At 29.9% G+C, this 23,706-nt stretch carries 21 protein-coding genes; 3 read left to right on the forward strand and 18 right to left on the reverse strand.

From position 1 onward, the window contains the following. Positions 1–201: 201 nt before the first annotated feature. Positions 202–2,742: a M1 family aminopeptidase gene (locus AC2GW8_RS12335; RefSeq protein WP_440880173.1), complete on the reverse strand. Its 2,541-nt coding sequence runs from the start codon at positions 2,740–2,742 to the stop codon at positions 202–204. A gap of 92 nt (positions 2,743–2,834) precedes the next feature. Continuing rightward, entirely contained in the window at positions 2,835–3,152 is a 318-nt protein-coding gene (gene trxA, locus AC2GW8_RS12340; protein WP_440880174.1) for a thioredoxin, read from the reverse strand. A 285-nt stretch (positions 3,153–3,437) separates the two neighbouring features. On the opposite strand from trxA, the gene metK reads away from it, so the two are divergent. Then, the gene (gene metK, locus AC2GW8_RS12345; protein WP_440880175.1) at positions 3,438–4,691 is read left to right on the forward strand and encodes a methionine adenosyltransferase; all 1,254 of its coding nucleotides are present in this window, start codon (positions 3,438–3,440) and stop codon (positions 4,689–4,691) included. A 549-nt stretch (positions 4,692–5,240) separates the two neighbouring features. Here metK and AC2GW8_RS12350 read toward each other — a convergent pair. The 15 genes from AC2GW8_RS12350 to pckA all read right to left on the reverse strand — a co-directional run bounded on the left by AC2GW8_RS12350 (position 5,241) and on the right by pckA (position 19,930). Next, complete coding sequence (locus AC2GW8_RS12350) at positions 5,241–5,414, reverse strand: hypothetical protein (RefSeq protein ID WP_440880176.1); 174 nt, start codon at positions 5,412–5,414, stop codon at positions 5,241–5,243. An 891-nt stretch (positions 5,415–6,305) separates the two neighbouring features. Continuing rightward, positions 6,306–7,283 carry a polyprenyl synthetase family protein gene (locus AC2GW8_RS12355; RefSeq protein ID WP_440880177.1) on the reverse strand — a complete coding sequence of 326 codons (978 nt, stop codon included), beginning with the start codon at positions 7,281–7,283 and terminating at the stop codon, positions 6,306–6,308. 221 nt (positions 7,284–7,504) lie between these two features. Next, on the reverse strand, positions 7,505–8,542 hold the full coding sequence (rlmN, locus tag AC2GW8_RS12360) for a dual-specificity RNA methyltransferase RlmN (protein WP_440880178.1): 1,038 nt from the start codon (positions 8,540–8,542) through the stop codon (positions 7,505–7,507). Positions 8,543–8,641: 99 nt separating this feature from the next. Then, a complete protein-coding gene (gene queA / locus AC2GW8_RS12365; RefSeq protein ID WP_440880179.1) occupies positions 8,642–9,691 on the reverse strand; it encodes a tRNA preQ1(34) S-adenosylmethionine ribosyltransferase-isomerase QueA in 1,050 nt (349 codons plus the stop codon). Positions 9,692–9,806: 115 nt separating this feature from the next. Next, entirely contained in the window at positions 9,807–11,033 is a 1,227-nt protein-coding gene (locus AC2GW8_RS12370) for a 3-phosphoshikimate 1-carboxyvinyltransferase (protein ID WP_440880180.1), read from the reverse strand. 5 nt (positions 11,034–11,038) lie between these two features. After that, positions 11,039–11,287: a hypothetical protein gene (locus AC2GW8_RS12375; RefSeq protein ID WP_440880181.1), complete on the reverse strand. Its 249-nt coding sequence runs from the start codon at positions 11,285–11,287 to the stop codon at positions 11,039–11,041. Further along, positions 11,288–11,614 (reverse strand): nucleotide pyrophosphohydrolase, encoded by a 327-nt coding sequence (locus tag AC2GW8_RS12380; RefSeq protein ID WP_440880182.1) that lies wholly within the window; start codon positions 11,612–11,614, stop codon positions 11,288–11,290. A 194-nt stretch (positions 11,615–11,808) separates the two neighbouring features. Continuing rightward, positions 11,809–12,027: a hypothetical protein gene (locus AC2GW8_RS12385; RefSeq protein WP_440880183.1), complete on the reverse strand. Its 219-nt coding sequence runs from the start codon at positions 12,025–12,027 to the stop codon at positions 11,809–11,811. Positions 12,028–12,318: 291 nt separating this feature from the next. Then, positions 12,319–12,630 (reverse strand): MFS transporter, encoded by a 312-nt coding sequence (locus tag AC2GW8_RS12390; RefSeq protein WP_440880184.1) that lies wholly within the window; start codon positions 12,628–12,630, stop codon positions 12,319–12,321. Further along, a complete protein-coding gene (locus AC2GW8_RS12395) occupies positions 12,627–12,902 on the reverse strand; it encodes an MFS transporter (protein WP_440880185.1) in 276 nt (91 codons plus the stop codon). The genes AC2GW8_RS12390 and AC2GW8_RS12395 overlap by 4 nt, the downstream gene beginning before the upstream one ends. 961 nt (positions 12,903–13,863) lie before the next feature. Then, positions 13,864–14,622 (reverse strand): cyclase family protein, encoded by a 759-nt coding sequence (locus AC2GW8_RS12400; protein ID WP_440880186.1) that lies wholly within the window; start codon positions 14,620–14,622, stop codon positions 13,864–13,866. Positions 14,623–14,638: 16 nt separating this feature from the next. After that, positions 14,639–15,802 carry a radical SAM family heme chaperone HemW gene (gene hemW / locus AC2GW8_RS12405; protein ID WP_440880187.1) on the reverse strand — a complete coding sequence of 388 codons (1,164 nt, stop codon included), beginning with the start codon at positions 15,800–15,802 and terminating at the stop codon, positions 14,639–14,641. Positions 15,803–15,872: 70 nt separating this feature from the next. Next, the gene (gene ruvC, locus AC2GW8_RS12410) at positions 15,873–16,424 is read right to left on the reverse strand and encodes a crossover junction endodeoxyribonuclease RuvC (RefSeq protein WP_440880188.1); all 552 of its coding nucleotides are present in this window, start codon (positions 16,422–16,424) and stop codon (positions 15,873–15,875) included. Between the two features lie 129 nt (positions 16,425–16,553). Continuing rightward, positions 16,554–18,176, reverse strand: a complete 1,623-nt coding sequence (gene ade, locus AC2GW8_RS12415) for an adenine deaminase (protein WP_440880189.1) — start codon at positions 18,174–18,176, stop codon at positions 16,554–16,556. Positions 18,177–18,316: 140 nt separating this feature from the next. After that, the gene (gene pckA, locus AC2GW8_RS12420; RefSeq protein ID WP_440880190.1) at positions 18,317–19,930 is read right to left on the reverse strand and encodes a phosphoenolpyruvate carboxykinase (ATP); all 1,614 of its coding nucleotides are present in this window, start codon (positions 19,928–19,930) and stop codon (positions 18,317–18,319) included. A 614-nt stretch (positions 19,931–20,544) separates the two neighbouring features. On the opposite strand from pckA, the gene AC2GW8_RS12425 reads away from it, so the two are divergent. Further along, positions 20,545–21,558 (forward strand): M12 family metallopeptidase, encoded by a 1,014-nt coding sequence (locus AC2GW8_RS12425; RefSeq protein ID WP_440880191.1) that lies wholly within the window; start codon positions 20,545–20,547, stop codon positions 21,556–21,558. Positions 21,559–21,862: 304 nt separating this feature from the next. Here AC2GW8_RS12425 and AC2GW8_RS12430 read toward each other — a convergent pair whose 3' ends face one another. Further along, the gene (locus tag AC2GW8_RS12430; RefSeq protein ID WP_440880192.1) at positions 21,863–22,240 is read right to left on the reverse strand and encodes a DUF423 domain-containing protein; all 378 of its coding nucleotides are present in this window, start codon (positions 22,238–22,240) and stop codon (positions 21,863–21,865) included. Between the two features lie 78 nt (positions 22,241–22,318). Here AC2GW8_RS12430 and AC2GW8_RS12435 point away from each other — a divergent pair, with 78 nt between their 5' ends. Continuing rightward, complete coding sequence (locus AC2GW8_RS12435; protein ID WP_440880193.1) at positions 22,319–23,689, forward strand: saccharopine dehydrogenase family protein; 1,371 nt, start codon at positions 22,319–22,321, stop codon at positions 23,687–23,689. Positions 23,690–23,706 lie beyond the last annotated feature (17 nt).

The raw sequence follows: 23,706 nt of genomic DNA on the forward strand, positions 1-23,706 counted from the left end.
AAGGTTTTGCGAAACATATGAAGTTTAAACTATACTATATTTTTTATCATGCTTATTAAAAAAATAAACTGTTTAAATGATTTTTAGGTACGTTGTAATTAAAAAACAAGGGTAGCTTATTGATTTTTCTTATTTAATTTTAAGAAATTTTTTCTGCATTTTTATCTAAAAAACACTGTTTTCTTTTTTAATTTTAAATCTTTATTCTTTTATTGTTTGTGCTCTTTTTAAATTATCCGTTACAATTAGTAGTTTCTTTAAAAGAATTGGGTTATAGTTTTTATTTAAACTAATAAATTTATCAACTCGCTCAAGAGCATCTGAAGAAGAGTAATGTCCGATAGAATTTGATAGCCATCTCTTTGGGAAAAAAATATCTCCCGTTAGTTGAACTTCTTCTAAAAGATCTAAAATCTGAGGTAAATATTTTGTTGAAACTCCATGACGCAAAGGATGATTTATATTGGTTAAAGCATCACCTACCCATGATTCTTTTTCTCTATTCTCTGCCTTGTTTAAAGAAATCATAAAATTATCTCTTACATTTTCATCAGAAGATAATGAAGGTAATAACCATAAAAATCGTTCTTTTTTATCTTTATTAGATATTTTTTTTAATTGTTTGTCAAGTATGCTTGAAGCTTCAGGATGCTTGTAGATAGCTAATTTAATGGCTAAATTAGTAAAATCATTTTCGTTTAAATTAAGATTTTTAATTTCAATCTTACGTTCCCAAATAAGATATAATATCTCTTTACCAGATTTATGATTTGATATATTTTTTAATATTGAAAAAAGAGTTTTTTGAATATTATCAGGGCCACCATTAACTAGTCTGCTATAAAGTACCTCCGAAATTTTCGAGTATTTTTCTCTTGTTTGATTAGTTAAGAAAGTCCAGTATATGGTGTTTACTCTTCCACAAATATAATTCAATATAAGTTCATTTTTTTCATGTTTTAATGCATAAATATAGGTTTCTAAGGCGTTTGTAACAGGTATTTTTCCTAATAGCATATTTTCATATAGGTTAATGAAACTATGTCCTCTTGCAACATCATTTTTTATTGAATTAATATCTAAAAGACCAAAGGGAAACACACCATATCCGATCCCATTATAATTATAGATAATCTCCCTTGGTTTGGGTAGACCTTTTGCATTGTTAATTTGAACTAGTTCTTTATTTAAGTTTACATCCAAAATTTTGATTTCATCATCATATTTTAGTCCAATACTGAAAAATTGATTCCATACTTTACTGCTTTTATCCTCGGCTTTTTGCTTCACGAAAAAATCTTTTATTTTACCATTTTCATAAATAATAGAGTCTGATATTATTGGTCTTCCTGATGACTTTACCCAGGTATTACTCCATTCTTTTATATTCTTTTCGGATAAATCATCAAATATATTAACCAAATCACTCCAATCAGCATTGCTATTGGCGAAGTTTGCTATGTATTTTTGAATTCCTTTTTGAAATTGAGAAGTTCCCATGACCAACTCCAGCTGACGCATCATAATCGGAGCTTTATTGTATATTATTCGACCATAAAGACCTCCTGCATTCTTTAGATTATCGAGATGCTGTTTTATTGGATTTGTTCCCTTCGTTCTATCTTCTGAATAAGCACTTGGGTAATGAGACATTAAAAAGTTTAGATCATGATTGATTTTTGGAAATACTGGATTCATAATCTTATCTGCCATAAAATTAGCAAAAACTTCTTTTAACCAAACATCATCAAACCATTTCATTGTTACTAAGTTTCCAAACCACATATGCGAGGTTTCGTGTGCAATTAGCTTAGCTCTGCGTAATTTCGAAGTTATAGTGGCACTTTTATCTAGAAATAAAAGGCTTTGTCTATATTGAATGGCCCCAGTGTGTTCCATACCTCCATACTGAAAAGGAGGTAAGGTAGCAAAGTCCATTTTTTGAAACGGAAATTTATGATTTGTATAATCCTCTAAAAATGAAATTGAGTTTTGGTGAGTTTTAAAAATAGTTGGTATGCTTTCATTAATCTTTTCTTGATTCGTTTCTCTGTATAGAAACCGCATTGGGAAAGGACCGTTTTGATCAGTTTTTTCAATAAATTCTCCTGCAATAAATGAAAATAGATAAGTACTCATTTTATCTGTTTTTTCATATTTATATTCAGTAAATTCATTTTTTGTAATTCTTGATTTTTCATGAGCTCCAGTTAAAACTTTCCAGTTTTTGGGTGCTGTTATAGTCAAGTTGTAGTGCGCTTTTAAATCAGGTTGGTCAAAACAAGGAAATAGGGTACTTGCTCTGTCTGGAACAAGTAAAGTGTATAGATATTCATCATTTCTGTTAAGGGATAATTCGCCAGCTAAAAAACTGATGTTTATTTTGTTTCTTCCAAATTTCAAGACTTTCTTATCAATAATTAGATGTTCTTTTTTGTGATTTATTTCACTTCTTTTTTGGTTTACATTAATTTCTTGAAGATGATTGGTTTTCTCATTAAAATCTATTATGATATCATTTACTGTGTCTTTGAGTGTAAAATTTATTTCAAGGTTAGCATGAATATTTTTCTCCTTCTCTTTTGGGATAGAAAAGTTTAAATTATAAACAACATCGCTTAGTTGTTTTTTGCGGCTTTTAGCAAGTGTTAGAGAGATACCTTTTGAAACCTCTTTACTTTCTTGAGCATTTTTGCAGTTAATAATCAGGATAAATGATAAGATAAATAATAGATAACGCATAATTTTTTGCAAGTAGTTCATTAAAGGATAAAAATAATAAAGGTTTGGTAAACACCAAACCTCTGTTATTTAATTTCTTATTATTGTAATTCTTACAATTGAGCATCTATCTTTTTTTTGTAAACATCTTTAGAAGCAACACCTACATGCTTATCTACTTGTAATCCATTTTTAAATATTAAAACTGTAGGAATGTTTCTAACATTAAGTTGTCTAGCAATATCAGGATTTTCATCAACATCTACCTTGCCAATAATAGCTTTTCCTTCGTATTCTGAGCTTATTTCATCGATGATTGGGCCTATCATTTTACAAGGTCCACACCAAGCAGCCCAAAAGTCAACTAATACAGGTATATCTGAGTTTAACACAACTTCATCAAAGGAAGCGTCTGTAATTTCTAATGCCATCGTATCTAATATTTTATTTATGGTTATTATCTTGATTAAGATACAAAAGTAAGCATTTATTTTTCCTATGCAATTGTTGAAAAATTACTTTTTATTATTAACTTATCAATTGTTTTTATGATAACTTTATTTTTAATTCTCTAAATAATATTTATTTTTGTTTTTGTAAAAACAGAGGAAAAATTTGTCTGATTGCAACCTCATAAAAAAATGCTAAAGCAGTAACATACTTCTTTTTGCAGCAATCATAAATTTTTCTATTTTAGAAATTTAAAAAAGTAAAATATGTCATATTTTTTTACTTCAGAAAGCGTTTCTGAGGGACATCCTGATAAAGTTGCTGATCAGATATCTGATGCATTAATTGATAATTTTTTAGCCTTTGATTCCAATTCCAAAGTTGCTTGTGAGACTTTAGTGACAACAGGACAAGTAGTATTGGCAGGAGAAGTTAAATCAAATACATATTTAGATGTTCAAAAAATAGCAAGAGATGTAATAAATAAGATTGGCTACACAAAGGGGGAGTATATGTTTGATGGAAATTCATGTGGAGTTGTATCAGCGATTCATGAACAATCAGATGATATAAATAGAGGAGTTGATAGGCAAGAAAAAGAAGAACAAGGAGCTGGGGATCAGGGAATGATGTTTGGTTATGCATCAAATGAAACTGAGAATTACATGCCGTTGGCACTTGATTTATCTCATTTAATATTAAAAGAATTAGCTACTTTAAGAAGAGAGAATAAAGATCTAACATACCTACGTCCAGATGCAAAAAGCCAAGTTACCATTGAGTATTCAGATGATAATGTCCCTCAAAGAATTGAAGCTATTGTAGTATCAACACAACATGATGATTTTGATGAAGAAGAGATAATGTTAAAAAAGATTAGAAAAGATATCATTGAAATATTAATTCCAAGGGTTCAAAAACATTTACCTAATGAGATAAAAGCTCTTTTTAATGAAAAAATCAAGTATCACATTAACCCAACAGGTAAATTTGTTATAGGAGGTCCTCATGGGGATACAGGACTTACAGGTCGAAAGATAATTGTAGACACATATGGAGGAAAAGGGGCACATGGAGGAGGTGCTTTTTCAGGAAAAGATCCAAGTAAAGTAGATCGATCTGCTGCTTATGCGACTCGTCATATAGCCAAAAATTTAGTAGCGGCTGGAGTTGCAGATGAGGTTTTAGTTCAGGTTTCTTATGCTATCGGAGTTGTTGAGCCGATGGGTATTTTCGTAGATACTTACGGGACCTCGAAAGTTAATTTAACAGATGGAGAAATAGCTAAAAAAGTTTCAGAGCTTTTTGATATGAGACCATATGCAATTGAAAACCGATTAAAGTTAAGAGCACCTATATATAGCGAAACTGCAGCTTATGGGCATATGGGGCGTAAAAATGAATTAGTAGAAAAGACTTTTGTTCAGCCTAATGGGGATAAAAAAACACTGAGTGTTGAATTATTTACTTGGGAAAAATTAGATTACGTAGAAAAGGTAAAAAAGGTATTTAGATTATAGGTCTATAACGTAAAAATAGATAGTATATCGCAAAAAAATAAATCTTAACTTAAAAGCGTTATTAGAAAGAAAAAAGAAGCATTTTTCAAGAAAAAATGCTTCTTTTAAATTAACCAAACTATATTTATACTTTCTATACTCTATGCAATAAAGATACTACGGTACTTCGTTTTTTTATTTTAAAATTAGTCTAGTAACTTGTTTTGATGGTTAATTAGTTCTTATTTATTGAGGGAACCGTTTAACTATAGATGAATATTTTATTATTATTGAATTGTTAATTTGAGTTCTTAATTTATTTTTTTGACAACCAATATCCTCATGTTTAATAGTTCTGTTAACTAGGTTATCAAAAACAGTTTGCTTGTGTATTGAACTATTTAAACAATAACTATATCCATTCAAGTATTTTTGAAAATGCCTGTCATTAATCTAAGAATAAAAACTTTTTAAAACTGCTTTTACTTGATAAATGATGGTGTTAATCTTAAAAAAAATAAAGCAATTACTTTTTAGTTGAGTAATATTATACTCCTTTTTTAATGGCTTTTATCCAGTCCATCTATTTTTAGTTACATTGGCTTTTGTGTCCATGTGACTCACAAATATTTTGTGTAATTCATCTGATAAATAATTGTCTATGGTTTTAAAATAGGTGTATTTGACTCCTCTCGTATCTCCTTTTTTTATTGCTAAAACAACTTTTTTTCTTCCTATCATCATTGCTTTTTCCTTTGTTTCAAATCTTTTTTACCTATACAAATTTATCAACCAAAATATCTCCTACAATAGGATGCTTCTCACTGTTAGAAATAGCTAATCAATTTTACACATAAATAACGAAGAGGTATGTCTAATTAATATTTAAACGTCTTGCCATCTGAAGAGCAGAAGTGCTTTTAGTAAAAGTGCTTATCTCAAAAATAATAGTAAATTCCTTGCGGAGTCCAAACTTTATCTTGTGAAATAAAGTATTGAGGTATGATAGGACTCTCTATGTGATGACATAAATTACAATCTTTAACAAAATTAGATTTACGAATAGTACATTTGTATTGATCCATGCACGATATCTTTTACACCTCTATTTTATTATTTCAATAGTTATAAAATCCAGAAAAAAGAAAAGAAGTAAAAACGGTCCCCTGTTTTTTACTTCTTTTCAGTAATTGAAATACAAAAAATTAACTATATATTAAATATATTTCTCTTAATACGAAAAAACATATTCTTTAGATTAACGAACGATATATGTAGCTAAATAGTGAGATGATTGATATAAGAAGGAAGAGGAATTAAAGTAAAAATTTACTTTCATAAGTAGGTTTTTACTTTAGTCATAGATATAGAGTGGAATACTTTTTTTTTGTTTTAAATATTTTTTATTGAACAAGTTGTTTTCAACGAAAATAATGCAGATATAACTTATGAAGATGTAAAAGAATTAATATTTAAATTATTTTCTACAAATTCATATAAGTAAAAACATATCTGCTGAAGAACATTATATAATTAAAAAACACATTTTTTACTATGCAAAAGAATGTGGGAGGTGTGACAGCATAGTTTGGTGAAAAATGAATATTATTTTATGGTAACAAAATTTGATATGCTTTATATTTTACGCTCGACTACATAACCAATCATTTTTACTAAAGAATTTTTATATTCGGAGTTAGGAAAATTATTTAAGATTGCTATAGCTTTGCTTTTGTAACTATGCATCTTATTCATAGTATATTCTATACCTCCATTCTTTTTTACAAAAGAAATAACCTCCTTGACTCTTTTTTTATCGTGATTATGTTTTTTTATAGAGTTGATTAACCAGTTCCTATCTTTTTTAGAAACGTTGTTCAGTGTATAAATTAGAGGTAAAGTCATTTTTTGTTCCTTTATGTCAATGCCTGTTGGTTTACCTATTTTATCTTCTGTATAGTCGAATAAATCATCTTTTATTTGAAAAGCAATTCCAATGTATTCGCCGAACTTTCGCATCTGTTGTACAGTCTTGTTATTAGCGCCAACTGATGCTGCGCCAATACCACAACAAGCAGCGATTAAAGTAGCAGTCTTTTGTCTTATAATTTCAAAATATACTTCTTCTGTAATATCTAGCTTTCTGGCTTTTTCAATTTGTAGCAGTTCTCCCTCACTCATTTCACGTACAGCAATTGAAATGAGTTTTAATATATCAAAATCTTCGTTATCAATAGATAAAAGAAGTCCTTTTGAAAGTAAAAAGTCTCCAACTAAAACAGCAATTTTATTTTTCCAAAGTGCATTAATTGAAAAAAAACCTCTTCGTTGATTACTATCATCAACAACATCATCATGCACTAAAGTTGCTGTATGAATTAATTCTACAACAGATGCTCCCCTATAAGTTCTCTCATCAAAACCTCCATCGGAAACCATTTTAGCTACTAAAAAAACAAACATTGGGCGCATTTGTTTGCCTTTTCGTCTTACAATGTAGTAGGTAATTCTGTTTAGTAATGGAACTCGAGATATCATGGCGTCTTTGAATTTTGTTTCAAAGAGTTCCATCTCTTTAGCTATGGGTATTTTAATTTGCTCTACGGGCTTCATATCGACGAACAAAAATAAGAATAAATTTACACTTGATTGTATTTATGTGTTTTATAAGTTAACCTCTTTCTATATTTTAAAATATTTAAAAGGGGATGAAGATTTTTTGATAATTAAGTTTATTCAAAAATGAAGTTGAAATATTTCGTTCATAGAGATGTTTCTTTTACATGATTGTGTAAAAGAATTTTAATGAGAATTATTATTCCAAATTTATTTGACTATGACTTATTAGCTAGCTGACCACAAGCAGCATCAATATCTTTACCTCTTGATCTTCTTACATTTACAATAATATCATTCATTTCAAGGTTTGAAATATAATTATTCAAAGTCCGTTCAGAAGCTTGTTGAAACTGACCATCATCAATAGGATTGTATTCAATCAAATTCACTTTACAGGGCACATATTTACAAAAAGAAACTAACGCATCAATATCCTCTTTTCTATCATTGATTCCATTCCAAACTACATATTCATATGTGATTTTTCTTTTTGTTTTAGCATACCAGTATTCTAATGAGTCTTTCAGATCATTTAAGGGAAATCGAGTATTAAATGGCATGATAGAGGATCTAACACTATCAATGGCAGAGTGAAGTGACACCGCTAAATTAAAACGAACCTCATCGTCAGCCATTTTCTTTATCATTTTGGGAACCCCTGAAGTAGAAACGGTTATTCTTCTTGCTGCCATTCCTAGTCCTTCAGGAGATGTAATTTTATCAATAGCCTTGAGTACATTATTGTAATTCATCAAGGGTTCTCCCATCCCCATGAAAACAATATTTGATAATTTATGATTATGATAAATTTTACTTTGTTTGTCAATTGCTACAACTTGATCATATATTTCATCTGCATTTAAATTACGCATTCGTTTCAATTGAGCTGTTGCACAAAATTTGCAATCTAAACTACATCCGACTTGACTAGATACACAAGCAGTTGTTCTTGTTTCTGTGGGAATTAAGACAGATTCAACAATTAATCCATCATGCAGTTTTATTGCATTTTTGATGGTTCCATCATTACTACGTTGCATGGAATCAACTTCAATATGATTAATAACGAAATTTTCGTCTAACATCTTTCTTGTAATTTTAGAAAGGTTTGTCATGTCATCGAAGCTATGTGCAGCTTTACTCCATAGCCATTCATAAACTTGGTTTCCTCTAAAAGCCTTATCATTGTTTGAAACGAAAAACTCCCTTAGCTGTTCTTTGCTTAGTGAACGAATGTCTTTTTTTTTATTCAATTTATTATCTTAAAGTTGAAAGTTATGGCAAAGGTAAAATAAAAAACTGGTAATCTTAGAGGATTACCAGTTGATCATATTTTTAAATATTTGGCTGCTTTATATTATTAGCATAGCATCTCCGTAAGAATAAAATTTATATTTTTCTTTAATTGCTTCATTATAGGCATCCATCACGAAGTCATGACCTGCAAATGCTGAAATCATCATTAATAGGGTTGATTTTGGTGTATGGAAATTAGTAACCATACAATTTGCTATACTAAAGTCATAAGGAGGGAAAATAAACTTATTTGTCCACCCATTGTAAGGGTTTAACCGTTTACTTGCAGATACAGAAGATTCTACAGTTCTCATAACTGTCGTTCCGACCGCACAAACTCTTCGTTTTCTATCTAAAGCACTGTTTATAATGTTGGCACTTTCGTCAGGTATAATGATTTGTTCTGAGTCCATTTTATGTTTGGACAAGTCTTCTACTTCTACAGGATTAAAAGTACCTAAACCAACATGTAATGTCATTTCAGCAAAATCAACACCTTTGATTTCTAGACGTTTCATTAAGTGTTTAGAAAAATGTAATCCTGCGGTTGGTGCCGCAACAGCTCCCTCGTGTTTTGCAAATATTGTTTGGTAGCGCTCTTCATCCTCTGGCTCAACATCTCTTTTGATATACTTAGGCAAAGGAGTTTCACCCAACTCAATTAATTTGTGACGAAATTCTTCATATGATCCATCAAATAAAAAACGTAAAGTTCTTCCACGTGATGTCGTATTATCAATTACTTCAGCTACTAAACTATCATCATTACCAAAAAATAATTTATTTCCAATTCTGATTTTACGAGCAGGATCTACTAAAACATCCCATAATCTATTTTCAGCATTTAATTCTCGTAGAAGGAATACTTCAATTCGTGCACCTGTTTTTTCCTTATTCCCAAACATACGAGCAGGGAAAACTTTGGTGTTGTTAAGCATCATTACGTCACCTTCGTCAAAATAATTGATTAAATCTTTAAATAATTTATGTTCAATTGTTTGTTTTTCTCGGTTTAACACCATTAAACGTGCCTCGTCTCTATGCTCTGAAGGGTATTCTGCCAATAATTCCTTTGGCAAGTCAAAATCAAAATTCGATAATTTCATTTGTAAAAATTTCTAAACGAGGGGCAAATATACAATATCGATAGGGGGGATGTCAAGCTATTCTATATTTATTTTGATGAAACCATTTTGTTAAAAACGTATCTTTGATTAATAACTATATCTTTTCAACTTTTAATCCAATTTTACTCATATCAATCCAAAAATTTCTAAAAGATTTACTTACGACTTCAGCATCATTTATTTTTAATGTCGTTTTAAAAGCTAGAGGAGCAAAAGCCATAGCCATTCTATGATCATTATAGGTTTTAATATCTATATTTTTGTTAATCTTATTACTTGCTTTTAATTCTAAGCTATTATCAGTTACTTTAATGATAGCTCCAAGTTTAGTTAATTCTTCTCTAAGAGCTTCTAATCTATCCGTTTCTTTGATTTTTAATGTATGCAATCCTGTTAAAGAACATGAAATACCTAAACCAAAACACGTAACTGCAATTGTTTGTGCAATATCAGGAGCGTTATTTAAATTTATACTTAATGTATTATTTGAATGGATAGAGGATTTTATCAGTGTAATACTATTTTTTTTAAAAAACGTTTTTACACCGAAATGTTCATATATTTCACCTAAAACAGCATCACCTTGCAAGCTATCTGCTTTATATGCTGTTAACGTAATACTTGAATTGAGTTTACTTAAAGCTATTAACGAGTAAAAATAAGATGCTGAACTCCAATCTGATTCTACTGTTACTACTTGATTTACTATATTCGATTTTGGATTTATAGTAATTAAATTGTCTTTGAAACTGGTTTCAACCCCAAGTTGATTAATTAAATTCAATGTCATTTTTATGTAGGTAACAGATGTTACTTTATCTGTTAACTTAATATTTAGACCATTTGGTAAACTAGGGGCAATAAGCATTAGAGCAGATATATATTGACTGCTTACATTACTATTTATAGCGACTTGATTTTTTTTTAGTTTCTGTCCAATAATTTTTAAGGGAGGATATCCTTCTTTTTCAAGGTAAGAAATATTAGCACCTAAAGATCTTAAAGCCTCTACTAAAACTTTTATAGGGCGGTTGTGCATTCGTTCAGACCCTTTTAATATTTTTATAACGCCTTCTTTAGAAGCAAAAAAAGCTGTTAAAAATCTCATTGCAGTTCCTGCATGACCAATATTGATTATTTCGTTAGTTGAGAGAAACGCTTCTTGTATGTGTTTTGTGTCATCAGAGTCAGAGAGGTTATCAATTTCTAAGTTAGGGTATAACTGTTGTAAAATTAAAAGTCTGTTCGACTCACTTTTTGATCCTGATACTGAGATTTTGGCTTGAATCGTAGAGTTTTGTGTTTGTAGTTGTAAGTTCATGATAATTAGGTCATTTTCTTATTAGTAATCCAAATTCCATAAATAAAGCTAAAAATTATTTTGAAGCCCCAAAAACGAATCCATTTTCCATTAGAAAAATTGATTTCATATACATTATTAAAATTTCCGGAGAAAATATCTTTAGAGTTTGTAAAAACTAAAGAAAAGAGAGTGACAAAAATAAAAAAAGGAATCGTTACTCTAATTACATTTCTCCAAAATAAAGGTTGTTGCATTTTTTTTAATATGCTCATTTATCTTAGTTTTTCGTTATTATGATGGCGATCATGGTCTCGTTTAGCTTTGATGTTAAGTTTTTTATCAAAAGCATCTTGAAGATTAATTCCTGTCTGATTAGCCAAACAAAGAACAACGAAAATAACATCAGCTAATTCTTCTCCTAAGTCCTTTTGCTTATCACTTTCTTTTTCACTTTGTTCACCGTAACGACGCGCTATAATTCGAGCAACCTCACCAACTTCTTCAGTTAGTTGTGCCATATTTGTAAGTTCATTGAAGTAACGAACTCCATGATTTTTAATCCAGTTGTCTACTTGTTTTTGAGCGCCTGTTATATCCATTTTAATAGTATTATTTTTCTAGTTTTCTTTTTCAAATATAAACTTTCTCGTGGCTAATTAATTCTACAATGTGTATTTTTTCTATTTTACATAAGATTCAATCATCTTGATAACATTAGCCTTTATTTACTTGAACTATTGTTAGGTCTTAACTTATAATGTTCTCTTTTTGTGAGATGTGTTAAGATTATCAATTAAGACATACCTAGCAATGATAGTAATATCATAATATTCCATGTACTGTTATAGCTCATTTTATGAATAAGTTGCATTTCTGAATTGTGGGAAAATATACGTGAAGCAGAAAAAGCAATACTGTAATATGCCATATATTCTCCTTGCTTTCCTTTTTTAGCTCTTTCCAAAGCGAATGCATTTGAAAAAGGAAAAGTAATCATTTCTCCTAAGGTCATTATAAGCATTCCAATAATTAAAATACCTGTTCAGTTTGTAATATTTAAAAGAGTAAAACTGATTCCTGTTAAAAATACTCTAATGAACATTAAAAACACTTTACTATACTTTGTGTCCTCTAGCCATTTAACTAGAGGCATTTCAAGGATAAAAATTAAAAAACCATTCAGCTCCATTAAAATACCAATTTCTGATTCCGATAAATGATGCCTATTTTTGTAATATAGAGGTACAGTAGAAAAATATTGTAAAAATATAAAACTAAACAAAAACATTGAAATAAAGAAAAATCAAAAGATTTTATCCGAAAACACAGATTGCGGGTTTTTAGTGGTTGTTTTATCTGTAATTTTTGATTTTTTAGGACTTAAAACTTTAACTAATAAGGTTGAGCCAAGTAAACAAGTAATGCCGTCAATCCAAAATAAACTTATATATCCAAACGATGTTATGATCAATCCTCCAATAGCTGGACCAGCAGAAAATCCAAGATTTATAGCTAATCTAATTAATGTTAATGAACGTGTTTTGTTTTTAGGTTTACTATAGCTATTTAATGGAACAAACATCGCTGGTCTAAAACTATCTGCAATTAGTATCACAAAAAAATACCAAAGCGAAATCTAATAAATGAAGTTACGAATTGAAGCGCAAAAAATAATATCCCTGTTAAAAATAAACTAAATTTCATTATTTTAAAAGCGTCTATTTTATCCGTCATTTGTCCACCTATCCATGAACCGAAGACAGAGCCGACTTCAAAAAATGTCATTACCCAACCAACATTCCAAAGAGAAAAGTTTAATTTTTTGGTTAAATAAAGTGATAGAAAAGGAATAACCATCGTGCCTGCTCTATTGATAAGAATAATCAAAGCTAGCCATCAAACCTCTCTTGAAAGTCCTTTAAATGTACCAATATAACTAGAGTAGAGCTTTTTCATAGTTTTTAAATTAATTTTAAGTAATTGTCTGAAAGTAAAAAAGCTCTACGCTGGCGTCGGACTTTTTAGTATTGTTATAATTTATGTTGAAATATTTATAATACGTAATAAGCCCGCAGATACTTACGATAAATAAATGAGCAGAATTGTTTATAAATATTGAGAATATTCATTTGGCTTAAATTTTAAATGTATAATATATATAAGTTATTTATAAAGAGAGGAATATTAAAATACTAATTAATAATGGCTCCCTAAAAGTTGAATTTATCTAAAACTTTAAAAAAATAGAATAATCACTTGGTCAGAATGATACTAGAGAAAGAAAACTTTCTGATTACAAGGTTTTAACATGAATTTCATTATTATTCAGTCCAATAAGTGAACTCTCTATATTAATGAAGCTTTAGTTGTTATAGTAATTTGGTGCGTTTTATCGATTTGTCTTATGACTTATCGATAACTTATTATGCTGAAATAGTACTCTATGACATAAATATTAGTATTTTAAAGTTTAAAATGATCGATCCATCGTTTATTTATCACCATTCATAGAATAAAATATAGGTGCTATTCACCTAAAAATAAATTCAATTTAACATATGATAAGTGAAAATGGACTTTTTTTAAAAGTTGAAAAGTATGTTTTTTTTAGATTTAGAGGGTAGATGAAACATAAAGTAAATCTCGACTAATAACTCCTGAGATCCCTAAAAAGAAACATTTACAATTATACATATTTAATCGAAAGAAAGGAGCTGAATTATAAAAATGAGATCCGAATAAGCTTTTAAGAAATATTATACTAGATATAAATATTATCAGGTGATTAAGTCTTAAGAGAGCGGTAAATACGATAATTTTTTTCTCTCTGTTGTTTTTCAGAGATGAATTAATTTTCTTGTTGTACTTTGTACAATATAGGTTTACTGGGTGTAGCATCATTTTCAAAAGGAGCAACCATTAAGTTTAAAACATAGGCTCCATCCTTAATAGTATTAGAGACATAAATAAACTCTGTAATAGTTGCATCAAACCTGATGTTTTTTTTGGTATTCCAAAAGGCATTATGTGCTAATAATTCACCGTTATCTCTTTCTTTATCTATAGAAGGTAAATCAATAAGTAAGTGTTTTATGGATATATTTTTGATATATTCGGCAGCTTCTAAGGATAAATAAGGTGGATTTGTATTAGAGTATCTGGCAAAAGTTTTTTTATCTGAATTGGGTATGGTTCGAATGACTAATGCCTCAATATTTGTATTTTTGATACTTTCTATTATGAGTTTTTTTGTAATCACAAAATCTCCATTTTTTTGTTGTTGAGGCTCGACAGTTATCAATTCGGTAATGAAAAAATAACATGATAGGTTTTTATTGATAGAATGTATTTTTTCTGTGATATGGCCAACACATTCGGTATGTGTTATGTGTGCATGCGGGTTAAATACTATATTATTAAAATTAACTGGACCACCTTGTGCAACATTTCCAGTCCAGTTACCGGACTTTACAGGTTTTATTTGAGGATCTTCCAAGTACCAAGCGTTAATATTTGGTTTAGACATATCAATAGGAATTGAAATATCTAGTGGTTTTGATAAATCAATCTTGAATGTTTTATTTTTGTATTTTATTATAGCGATCATAAGTGCTTAAAAATAATTAAATTATAAACAAATCACTAGCTAAACCATCTGAAAGGAATTTGCCTTTTTCTGTAGTTTTAAGAATTTTTTTACCAGCCTCGTTAATTTCAATGTTAAGTAAGCCTTCATTGATGAATTTTTGAGCATTATTGATAAGCTGAGTATAGTTCATTTCGCCAAACTCTTCTCTTATTTTTATTAAAGATACTCCCCAAATAGTTCTGAGCCCAGTCATTATATATTCATTAAATTGATCTTTTACACTTAACTTTTCTATTTCAGAAGGAAGTTTATTTGCTTGTATATCTTTTATATACTTTATATTGTTTGATACGTTCCAGCTTCTTTGTATTTTATTGAATGAATGTGCAGATGGTCCGATACCTAAGTATTTTTTACCAAGCCAATAGCTAGTGTTATGTTTTGAAAAATATCTGGGAATACCAAAATTAGATATTTCATAATGGATAAACCCTTTTTTTTGAGTTTCATTTATTAGAATATCAAAATGATCTTTAGCTACTTCTTCTTTAGGTGAGGGATATTTTCCATTACGAATAAATTTGTCTAAAATAGTTTTAGGTTCTACTGTTAAAGCGTAAGAAGAAATATGTTTAATACCGAAATCAAAAGCGATACTTAAATTTTCTTTCCATCTTTGATTGCTCATTTTAGGAATTCCATAAATTAAGTCTATTGTTATGTTTTCAAAATATTTAGTAGCTAAGGTTAGGCAGTTTTTAGCTTCGATAGCGTTGTGAGCTCGATTCATCATTTGTAAGTCTTGTTCAAAAAAAGATTGAATACCAATACTCAATCTATTAATTCCGACAGACATATATTCTTTGAAGATATCTTGTGCTTTTTTATCAACGAATTTACTTGTTAAATCATCAGGGTTAGCTTCGAGCGTTATTTCGAGATTATTTTTTAGTGAATAATTTTGTTGTATTGTATTAATTATTAGTTGAATCTCTTTAGGTGATAGCAAGCTGGGCGTACCTCCACCAAAATATATAGTTTCTATAGTTTCATTTACTAATTCATTTTTTCGTAAAACCAACTCTTTTATTAAACAAGAAATAAGATCATCTTTTTTTCTTAAAGAAGTTGAAAAGTGAAAATCACAATAATAACAAGCTTGTTTACAGAAAGGGATGTGTATATATATTCCAGACAAAATAATGATATATTTAGGTTTTCAGCGTATTAAATATTTTTATAGCGACTCTTTCGAATAGATTTTTTGCTTAGTTTATTTTTTTAGGATTTTGTTTGATAAATGCGGCCCACCCTGTATAATTTTTACCACCAATTTTACTTCCCGAGTTATAGTGATGACACACAGCTGCAGCTAAACCATCCGTAGCATCGAGATTTTTAGGTAATGACTTTAGGTTTAATAAAGATTTTAACATTAGGGCTACTTGTTCTTTACTTGCATTTCCATTACCAGTAATTGCCATTTTTATTTTTTTAGGCAAATATTCCGTAACGGGTATTTGTCTTGAAAGTCCAGCTGCCATTGCAACTCCTTGAGCTCTACCGAGCTTTAACATTGACTGAACATTTTTCCCGAAAAAGGGAGCTTCTAAGGCAATTTCATCAGGTTTATAAGAGTCAATTAGTTCGATTGTTCGCTCAAAGATTAGTTTTAATTTTAAATAAGGATCCTCATATTTTTTTAAAATAAGTTCATTCATTTGAATGAACTCCATTTTTTTTCCAATTATTTTTATAATTCCAAATCCCATAATAGTGGTTCCTGGGTCAATCCCTAGTATAATTTTTTCTGTAGTCAAATGATCTGATTTCGTGTTAACAAAGCTAATTAAATATATTTTTAGTAATTATATTTGAATCAATAACTTTTCTAAATATATTACATACATTTTCAAACTAGTGTTCATAAATAGACCTTCTAGAAGAGGTTATTTAATTTCTATGGATGTAAATTGAAATGTATTTCCGTTGAAAAGTCCTTTATCAGATAATTTTAAGGAAGGAATTACTAAAAGAGCCATAAATGATAAAGTCATATAAGGTGCTTTAAGTGTACAACCCATTTTTTTAGCGATAACATCCAGTTTTGCATATGCTTCACCTATTACTTCCGCAGGTTTATCACTCATAATACCGGCAACTGGCAACGGAACAACTTCAGATATATTTTTAGTAACAGCACATATACCACCTTTATTATCTATTAATAAATTGACCGCTTTACAAATCATTTCATCAGACACACCTACTGCAATAATATTATGAGAATCATGCCCTACAGAGCTAGCGATAGCTCCTTCTTTTAATTCAAAGTTTTTTATAAAACCGATTGAGGGTTGTGTGTTTTCATAACGATTTACTACGGTTATCTTTAGGATATCTTTTTCTATATTAGAAACTAAGTTTCCATTTTCGGTTAAGGAGTCTAACTCGACTTCATTAGTTACTAGTTCCCCGTCTAGGGCTTCAATAACTCTAATTTTATCCGCTGATGAATGAAACTCAAACTCCTCTTGATTTTTCTTTTCAACAGTAAAATTATTCAGAATTTCAAAAGGAATATCTTTAATAAATGATTTTCCGTTTTCACTTACAAGATCGCCATTAATATAGGTTTTTAATACGTTAAAATTTTTAAGATTTTCAACAATAATAAAGTCAGCCTTATCTCCATTCTGTAAAAGCCCAACATCAAGTCCATAATGTTTTACTGGATTAATACAGGCTACTTGCAATATTTTAAAAATATCAATATTTTTTTGAACAGCTCTTTCACATAGTTGATTGATATGACCTAAAAGTAAGTCATCAGGGTGTTTGTCATCAGAACAAAACATCATGTTTTTGTAATGTTCCGGTAATAAGTCAATTAAAGCGTTAAAGTTCTTTGCAGCACTCCCTTCTCTTATAATGACTTTCATTCCTTTTTGAAGCTTCTCAAGAGCTTCTTCATAAGAAAAACATTCATGATCGGTATAAATACCAGCTTGAATATATTTGTCAAGTTCTTCACCTCTTAAACCAGGTGCATGCCCATCAACAGTTTTGTTATAATATTTAGCCCAATGAATTTTTTTTAATACCTCTTCGTCTTTATGAATAACTCCTGGATAATTCATCATTTCTGCTAGGTACCTAATATCTGGATTAGCCATCATATTTTTGATATCATCTGAGTTAATGACTGCCCCAGCACTTTCAAAAGATGTTGCAGGGACGCAAGAAGGGGCTCCAAAATTAAATTTTAGAGGTACTTTTTTCCCATTCTCAATCATGAATTCAACACCTTTAATACCAAGAACGTTGGCTATTTCATGAGGATCAGAAACAGTAGCGACAGTTCCGTGTGTTAAAGCGATTTTTGAAAACTCTGAAGGAACTAGCATTGAGCTTTCAATGTGAATGTGTGCATCGACAAACCCCGGAATTATATAAGTTTCGTTAGCATGTTGTTTCTCTTTGATTGAGTTAATGATGCCATTTTTAATTTCTAGCTCTCCTTTAAATATCCTTCTATTTTGTATATCTACGATATTTCCCTGTATAGTCATGTACGTCTTTTAGTTAAACTTTAGATCTTTTTGAAATTTAATCTTAATCCAGAAGCGAAACTAAAAAATAATCTTTTAACAAAAGATAAAAAATAGAATGTAAATAAAAGAAGCATCCTTTTAAGGATGCTTCTTTGTTATTATTTTTTTATTATTGGAGGTCCACCTGCTAAAATTTCTTCATTGGCAAACTCCTCAAACTGTTTGAAGTTTTTTCTAAATGAGTCAGCTAGCTTATGTGCTGTTTTGTAATACTTATTATCGTCATTCCAAGCTTGTCGTTGACTTAATAGTTCTGATGGTACTCCTGGACATTTTCTAGGCTGCGCCAATCCAAAAATAGAATGAATGTGGTAATCTTCGTATGTGATTTCTGAGGGTAAACCACCGTTTAGAGCAGCGTTAATCATGGCACGAGTATATTTTAGTTTCATTCGATTTCCAACTCCATAAGGTCCTGCAAACCACCCTGTATTTACTAGCCAAACATTTACACCTGTTTCTTTCATTTTCTTACTTAACATTTCAGCATATCTAGTTGGATGTAATGGCATAAAAGGGGCTCCAAAACAAGCAGAAAAACTTGGTTGTGGTTCAGTAACACCGGCTTCCGTACCCGCTACTTTGGCTGTATATCCTGAAATAAAATGATAGGCTGCTTGACCAGGTGTTAATTTGGATATCGGAGGCAATACACCAAACGCGTCAGCAGTTAAAAAGAAAATATTTTTTGGATTAGTTCCTATTGAAGGGGTTTTTATATTTTCTATATGATGTATTGGGTAACTTACACGAGTGTTTTGAGTTATTGACGTATTTGAAAAATCAACGATTCCCTTTTCATTAGTAACTATGTTTTCTAATATAGCTCCTCTTTTTATAGCTCCGTATATTTCTGGCTCTTTTTCTTCTGATAAATCAATTACCTTAGCATAACAACCTCCTTCAAAATTAAATACACTGTTTTCAGAAGTCCATCCATGCTCGTCATCTCCAATCAAGCTACGATTAGGATCTGTTGATAATGTTGTTTTTCCTGTTCCAGATAACCCAAAGAAAATGGAGGTGTCACCTTCTTTACCTACATTTGCAGAGCAATGCATAGGTAATGTATTTTTAAAAACAGGTAAAATAAAATTTAAGGCTGAAAAAATTCCTTTTTTTATCTCTCCAGTGTACCCTGTACCACCTATTAAAGCAATTTTTCTGGTAAAATTTAAAATAGCAAAATTATGTTGACGAGTTCCATCTTCATCAGGATTGGCTATAAATCCAGGAGCATTAATAACTGTCCATTCTGGAGAAAAATTCTTTAATTCTTCAATTGTAGGACGCAAAAACATATTATACGCAAACATATTACTCCACGGGTATTCGTTTACGACTCTTATGTTAAGCTGATAGTTTTTGTCTGCACAAGCGAGGCTATCTCTTACGAAAACTTCTTTACCAGAAAGATAGCTGGTTACCTTATCATATAATTTATTGAACTTTTCAGATTCAAAAGGAATATTAATATCACCCCACCAGACTTCATCTTTAGTTATGTCATCTTTAACGATAAAGCGATCCATTGGAGAGCGACCTGTAAATTCACCTGTTCTTACAGCCAGAGCTCCAAAGCTTGTGTTTTCTCCTTGTTCTTTTTCGATGGTAATATCATGTAACTCGTCTGAAGTCAATTGATAACGGACAATGGCATTCTTTATACCAAGATTGTCTATCGAAATCGTTTTCGCATCAAGATTTGTCATCTCTAAATATTTTAGTTGTGTTTTATTTAAAGCAAAAATAGTTCTTTTTGTTAAACGAACTAAAACAATACTGTTTTTTATTATTTATTCTTTATCAAAGTTTTTGAAACAAAAAAAATAGATTATTTGTATATTTATTAGAAAAGAAATTCGCCAAACAATAACATCTCAAGTAAAATAGGAAGCACTATTTATGACTAGATATTAGTTGAATAAAACGTTCCTTTTTTTTCTTCATTTTGATACAAATAGAAATCTTAATTACAACTATACTTATGTTTTCATAATCTAAACAAAGAAAAAGACTCTCTTTTATTTTATCTAATTTTTAGTAGTAACATAAATTAGTTTTGTGATGAAATTTACATTATCCCACAACTTAAAATCATAAACTTTTTGACTTTAACATTTTTTTAGCTAGTCCTTTTTTTGAAGGAGATTTGAATTTAATTCTTTGTTGCATAGTGTTTAAGGTTTTTGGGAGACCTTTGTTTGAGTATAACTCTCCTTTTTAGAGTAATAATAATGAAGAATCTACAGCGTTGCAATTAAGGATTGTTTTTTAACGATAAATTAGAGAATAATTCAATATAATATTAATTAAACCCTTCATTATGAAAAAATTTAAACCCGCGTTAGTAGCTATTGCTACAGCTATGATTATTACTTCATGTCAAACAGAAGATACCAATGACTTGAAAGAATCAAACCTTTCTGAGAAAATAATTAATCCTGAAAAGGCTTTCCCAGCATCAATAGGTAAAGCACAAACAATGTATTATGGTACTAGCAAGTTAAACTTAGAGAAGATAAATGATGTCTATGTATTAGATGGCGATATCCTTTTTAATTCGAATCAATTAACTCAAGCTCCAGATGAGGTTGGAGAACCTAGTCTAGAAGAATCTTCAGTAAGATCTGTAGGAAGAACAGGAGGAAGATGGTTAAATAACACAGTTTATTATGATATAGAGCCTAGTTTGGTTAATCAAGGACGTGTTACCCGTGCAATTGAACATTGGGAGGAAAATACAGCTTTAAGGTTTGTGAGAAGAACAAATCAATCAGATTATATATATTTTAAAACAGGTGGTGGGTGTTCATCTTTTATTGGAAGATTAGGAGGTCGTCAGCCTATAAACTTAGCGCCCAGCTGTTCATTAGGAAATACCATTCATGAAATTGGTCATGCAGTAGGTTTATACCATGAGCAGAGCAGAAAAGACAGAGATCAATATGTTACCATAAATACGAACAATATTATAGATGGTCGTAAGAATAATTTTCAAACTTATGTAGAACAAGGAGGTGATGGTGATGAATATACTTCAGAGTTAGATTTTGGGTCAATAATGATGTATGGACCTAGATTTTTTTCGAAAAATGGTTTACCAACCATAGAAAAAAAAGATGGATCAAGTTATACAGTTCAAAGAGATGGGCTTTCGGCAGGAGATATTCAAGGGATTAACCAAATGTACCCGGCAGCAGGAGGAAAAGATAGGTGTGTAGGGGTAAGTTTATGGAAGAGAGGTGATTATAGTATTGGTTCAAAAGTGATCTACAAAAATTATTTATTTGAAAGAGTATCTGGTGGATGGAATCCTTTAGGAAAATGTGGTTCTTAAATTGGATCTCTAATCATTATTAATATTTTTTATTAAAAGATTGCTCTAAAGAGCAGTCTTTTTTTTGTAGTTGTTAATTACTAGTGAGTTGTTTGATAACTATTTTTAAAGTTGAATTAGATGAAACTTGTCAGGTAATAATAGTATTTCATTAATCTAAAGGTCTTAATTAAAGTTTATATTGATTTTCTCTATATAGTATTAATAATATTAAAATATACTCTAAATAGTTGCCTAAATTTTCTAGTTACATTTATAAGCTTTAGATCCCTAACAAATAATTCTATTGATATGATATAGAATGTTACTTTATAGTTTTCTTGAAAAAGTAAAATGCAGTTAAAAACCATCCAATGATAAGAAATAGCCCCCCTAAAGGAGTAGTAAACCAAATTAGTTTTGCAGGTATTTTTAATAATTGAATAGCGTAAATAGATCCTGAAAAGAGAAAGATTCCAATGAATACTATTTTTGATATTTTATTTTTTTCAGTTACTTTTAAGTATTCATTTGTATTTATAAAAATTACTAATAGCACATGGTAGATTTGATATCTTACAGCTGTTTCAAAACTATTTAAAGCCGCAGGAGATAATTTATCCTTTAAAATGTGACTACCAAAAGCTCCTAAAATAACCGCTATTCCACCGAGTATAGCACTTGTTGTTATATTTTTATACATTTAATTGTTTTTTGTTTGAAATTAAACTTTTTTAACGATATTGTCAATCCAAAATAATAAAACAAAAGTACACTTAAAATGAGAAATATATTGATTATTGGAGCAGGCAGGTCGAGTTCATCACTTATCAAGTATTTGACTAATAAATCAGTTGAAGAATCTTTGCGCATTACGGTCGGAGATGTATCACTTGAGAGTGCATTAGCTATAACAAAAGGAAAAGATAATGTTTCAGCTATCAAACTTGATGTGTTTAAAAAAGAAGATAGAGAAGAGGCTATTAAAAATGCTGATATAGTTGTTTCTATGCTTCCAGCTCGTTTTCATATTGAAGTAGCAAAAGATTGTGTTAAATTTGAGAAGAATATGGTAACAGCATCTTATATTTCAGAAGAAATGAAGTCACTGAATGCTGAGGTCGAAGCTAAAGGTTTAGTTTTTATGAATGAAATTGGACTTGATCCAGGTATTGACCATATGAGTGCGATGCAGGTAATCGATAAAATAAAAGATAATGGAGGTAAAATGTTATTATTTGAATCATTTTGTGGAGGACTCGTAGCTCCTGAAAGCGATACTAACTTGTGGAATTATAAGTTTACTTGGAATCCGAGAAATGTAGTTTTAGCTGGACAAGGAGGAGCTTCCATGTTTATTCAAGAGGGGACTTATAAGTATATTCCATATCATAAATTATTTAGGAGAACTGAGTTTTTAAATTTAAATGGAAATGGAAAGTTTGAAGCCTATGCCAATAGGGATTCATTGAAATATAGAAGTATTTATGGTTTAGAAGATATCAAAACGATGTACAGAGGAACTATAAGAAAGGTTGGTTTTTCCAGAGCATGGAATGTATTTGTTCAGCTAGGAATGACTGATGATAGTTATACCATAGAAGATTCAGAAGGTATGAGTTATCGTGATTTTACAAACTTATTTCTAGGGTATTCACCAAGCGATTCAGTTGAACTAAAATTTAGATCTTATTTAAAAATTGATCAAGACGATTTGATGTGGGATAAATTTTTGGAGTTAGATTTATTTAATGATAACAAAAAGGTTGGCTTAAAAAATGCTAGTCCAGCAAAAATATTACAAAAAATATTGATGGACTCATGGATGTTGATGGAAAATGATAAAGATATGATTGTAATGCATCATATTTTTGGATATCTAATGGATGGAAAGAAAAAACAGATAGAGAGTAGCATGGTAATTAAAGGAGATGATCAGGTATTCACAGCTATGTCTAAAACTGTTGGTTTACCAGTAGCTATGGCTACACTTAAAATTTTAAATAAAGAAATTACGTCTCCAGGTGTACAATTACCTATTCGCAAAGAAGTGTACCAACCTATTTTGAAAGAATTAGAAGAATATGGAATAACCTTTGTTGAAAAAGAAGTTCCATATTTAGGTTACAACCCAAATAGTATCAAAGGATAGTTATTAAATGAATTGAA

It is taken from the genome of Tenacibaculum profundi, assembly GCF_057162725.1.

What these genes read in the sequence shown, in the direction of transcription:
- AC2GW8_RS12380 (WP_440880182.1), bottom strand. Translation starts at nt 11,614, where the DNA reads ATGGATATAACAGGCGCTCAAAAACAAGTAGACAACTGGATTAAAAAT.
- AC2GW8_RS12425 (WP_440880191.1), top strand. Translation starts at nt 20,545, where the DNA reads ATGAAAAAATTTAAACCCGCGTTAGTAGCTATTGCTACAGCTATGATT.
- trxA (WP_440880174.1), bottom strand. Translation starts at nt 3,152, where the DNA reads ATGGCATTAGAAATTACAGACGCTTCCTTTGATGAAGTTGTGTTAAAC.
- AC2GW8_RS12350 (WP_440880176.1), bottom strand. Translation starts at nt 5,414, where the DNA reads ATGATGATAGGAAGAAAAAAAGTTGTTTTAGCAATAAAAAAAGGAGAT.
- AC2GW8_RS12400 (WP_440880186.1), bottom strand. Translation starts at nt 14,622, where the DNA reads ATGATCGCTATAATAAAATACAAAAATAAAACATTCAAGATTGATTTA.
- AC2GW8_RS12375 (WP_440880181.1), bottom strand. Translation starts at nt 11,287, where the DNA reads ATGAGCATATTAAAAAAAATGCAACAACCTTTATTTTGGAGAAATGTA.
- AC2GW8_RS12385 (WP_440880183.1), bottom strand. Translation starts at nt 12,027, where the DNA reads ATGACCTTAGGAGAAATGATTACTTTTCCTTTTTCAAATGCATTCGCT.
- ade (WP_440880189.1), bottom strand. Translation starts at nt 18,176, where the DNA reads ATGACTATACAGGGAAATATCGTAGATATACAAAATAGAAGGATATTT.
- AC2GW8_RS12435 (WP_440880193.1), top strand. Translation starts at nt 22,319, where the DNA reads ATGAGAAATATATTGATTATTGGAGCAGGCAGGTCGAGTTCATCACTT.
- AC2GW8_RS12335 (WP_440880173.1), bottom strand. Translation starts at nt 2,742, where the DNA reads ATGCGTTATCTATTATTTATCTTATCATTTATCCTGATTATTAACTGC.
- AC2GW8_RS12355 (WP_440880177.1), bottom strand. Translation starts at nt 7,283, where the DNA reads ATGAAGCCCGTAGAGCAAATTAAAATACCCATAGCTAAAGAGATGGAA.
- AC2GW8_RS12430 (WP_440880192.1), bottom strand. Translation starts at nt 22,240, where the DNA reads ATGTATAAAAATATAACAACAAGTGCTATACTCGGTGGAATAGCGGTT.
- queA (WP_440880179.1), bottom strand. Translation starts at nt 9,691, where the DNA reads ATGAAATTATCGAATTTTGATTTTGACTTGCCAAAGGAATTATTGGCA.
- pckA (WP_440880190.1), bottom strand. Translation starts at nt 19,930, where the DNA reads ATGACAAATCTTGATGCGAAAACGATTTCGATAGACAATCTTGGTATA.
- metK (WP_440880175.1), top strand. Translation starts at nt 3,438, where the DNA reads ATGTCATATTTTTTTACTTCAGAAAGCGTTTCTGAGGGACATCCTGAT.
- AC2GW8_RS12370 (WP_440880180.1), bottom strand. Translation starts at nt 11,033, where the DNA reads ATGAACTTACAACTACAAACACAAAACTCTACGATTCAAGCCAAAATC.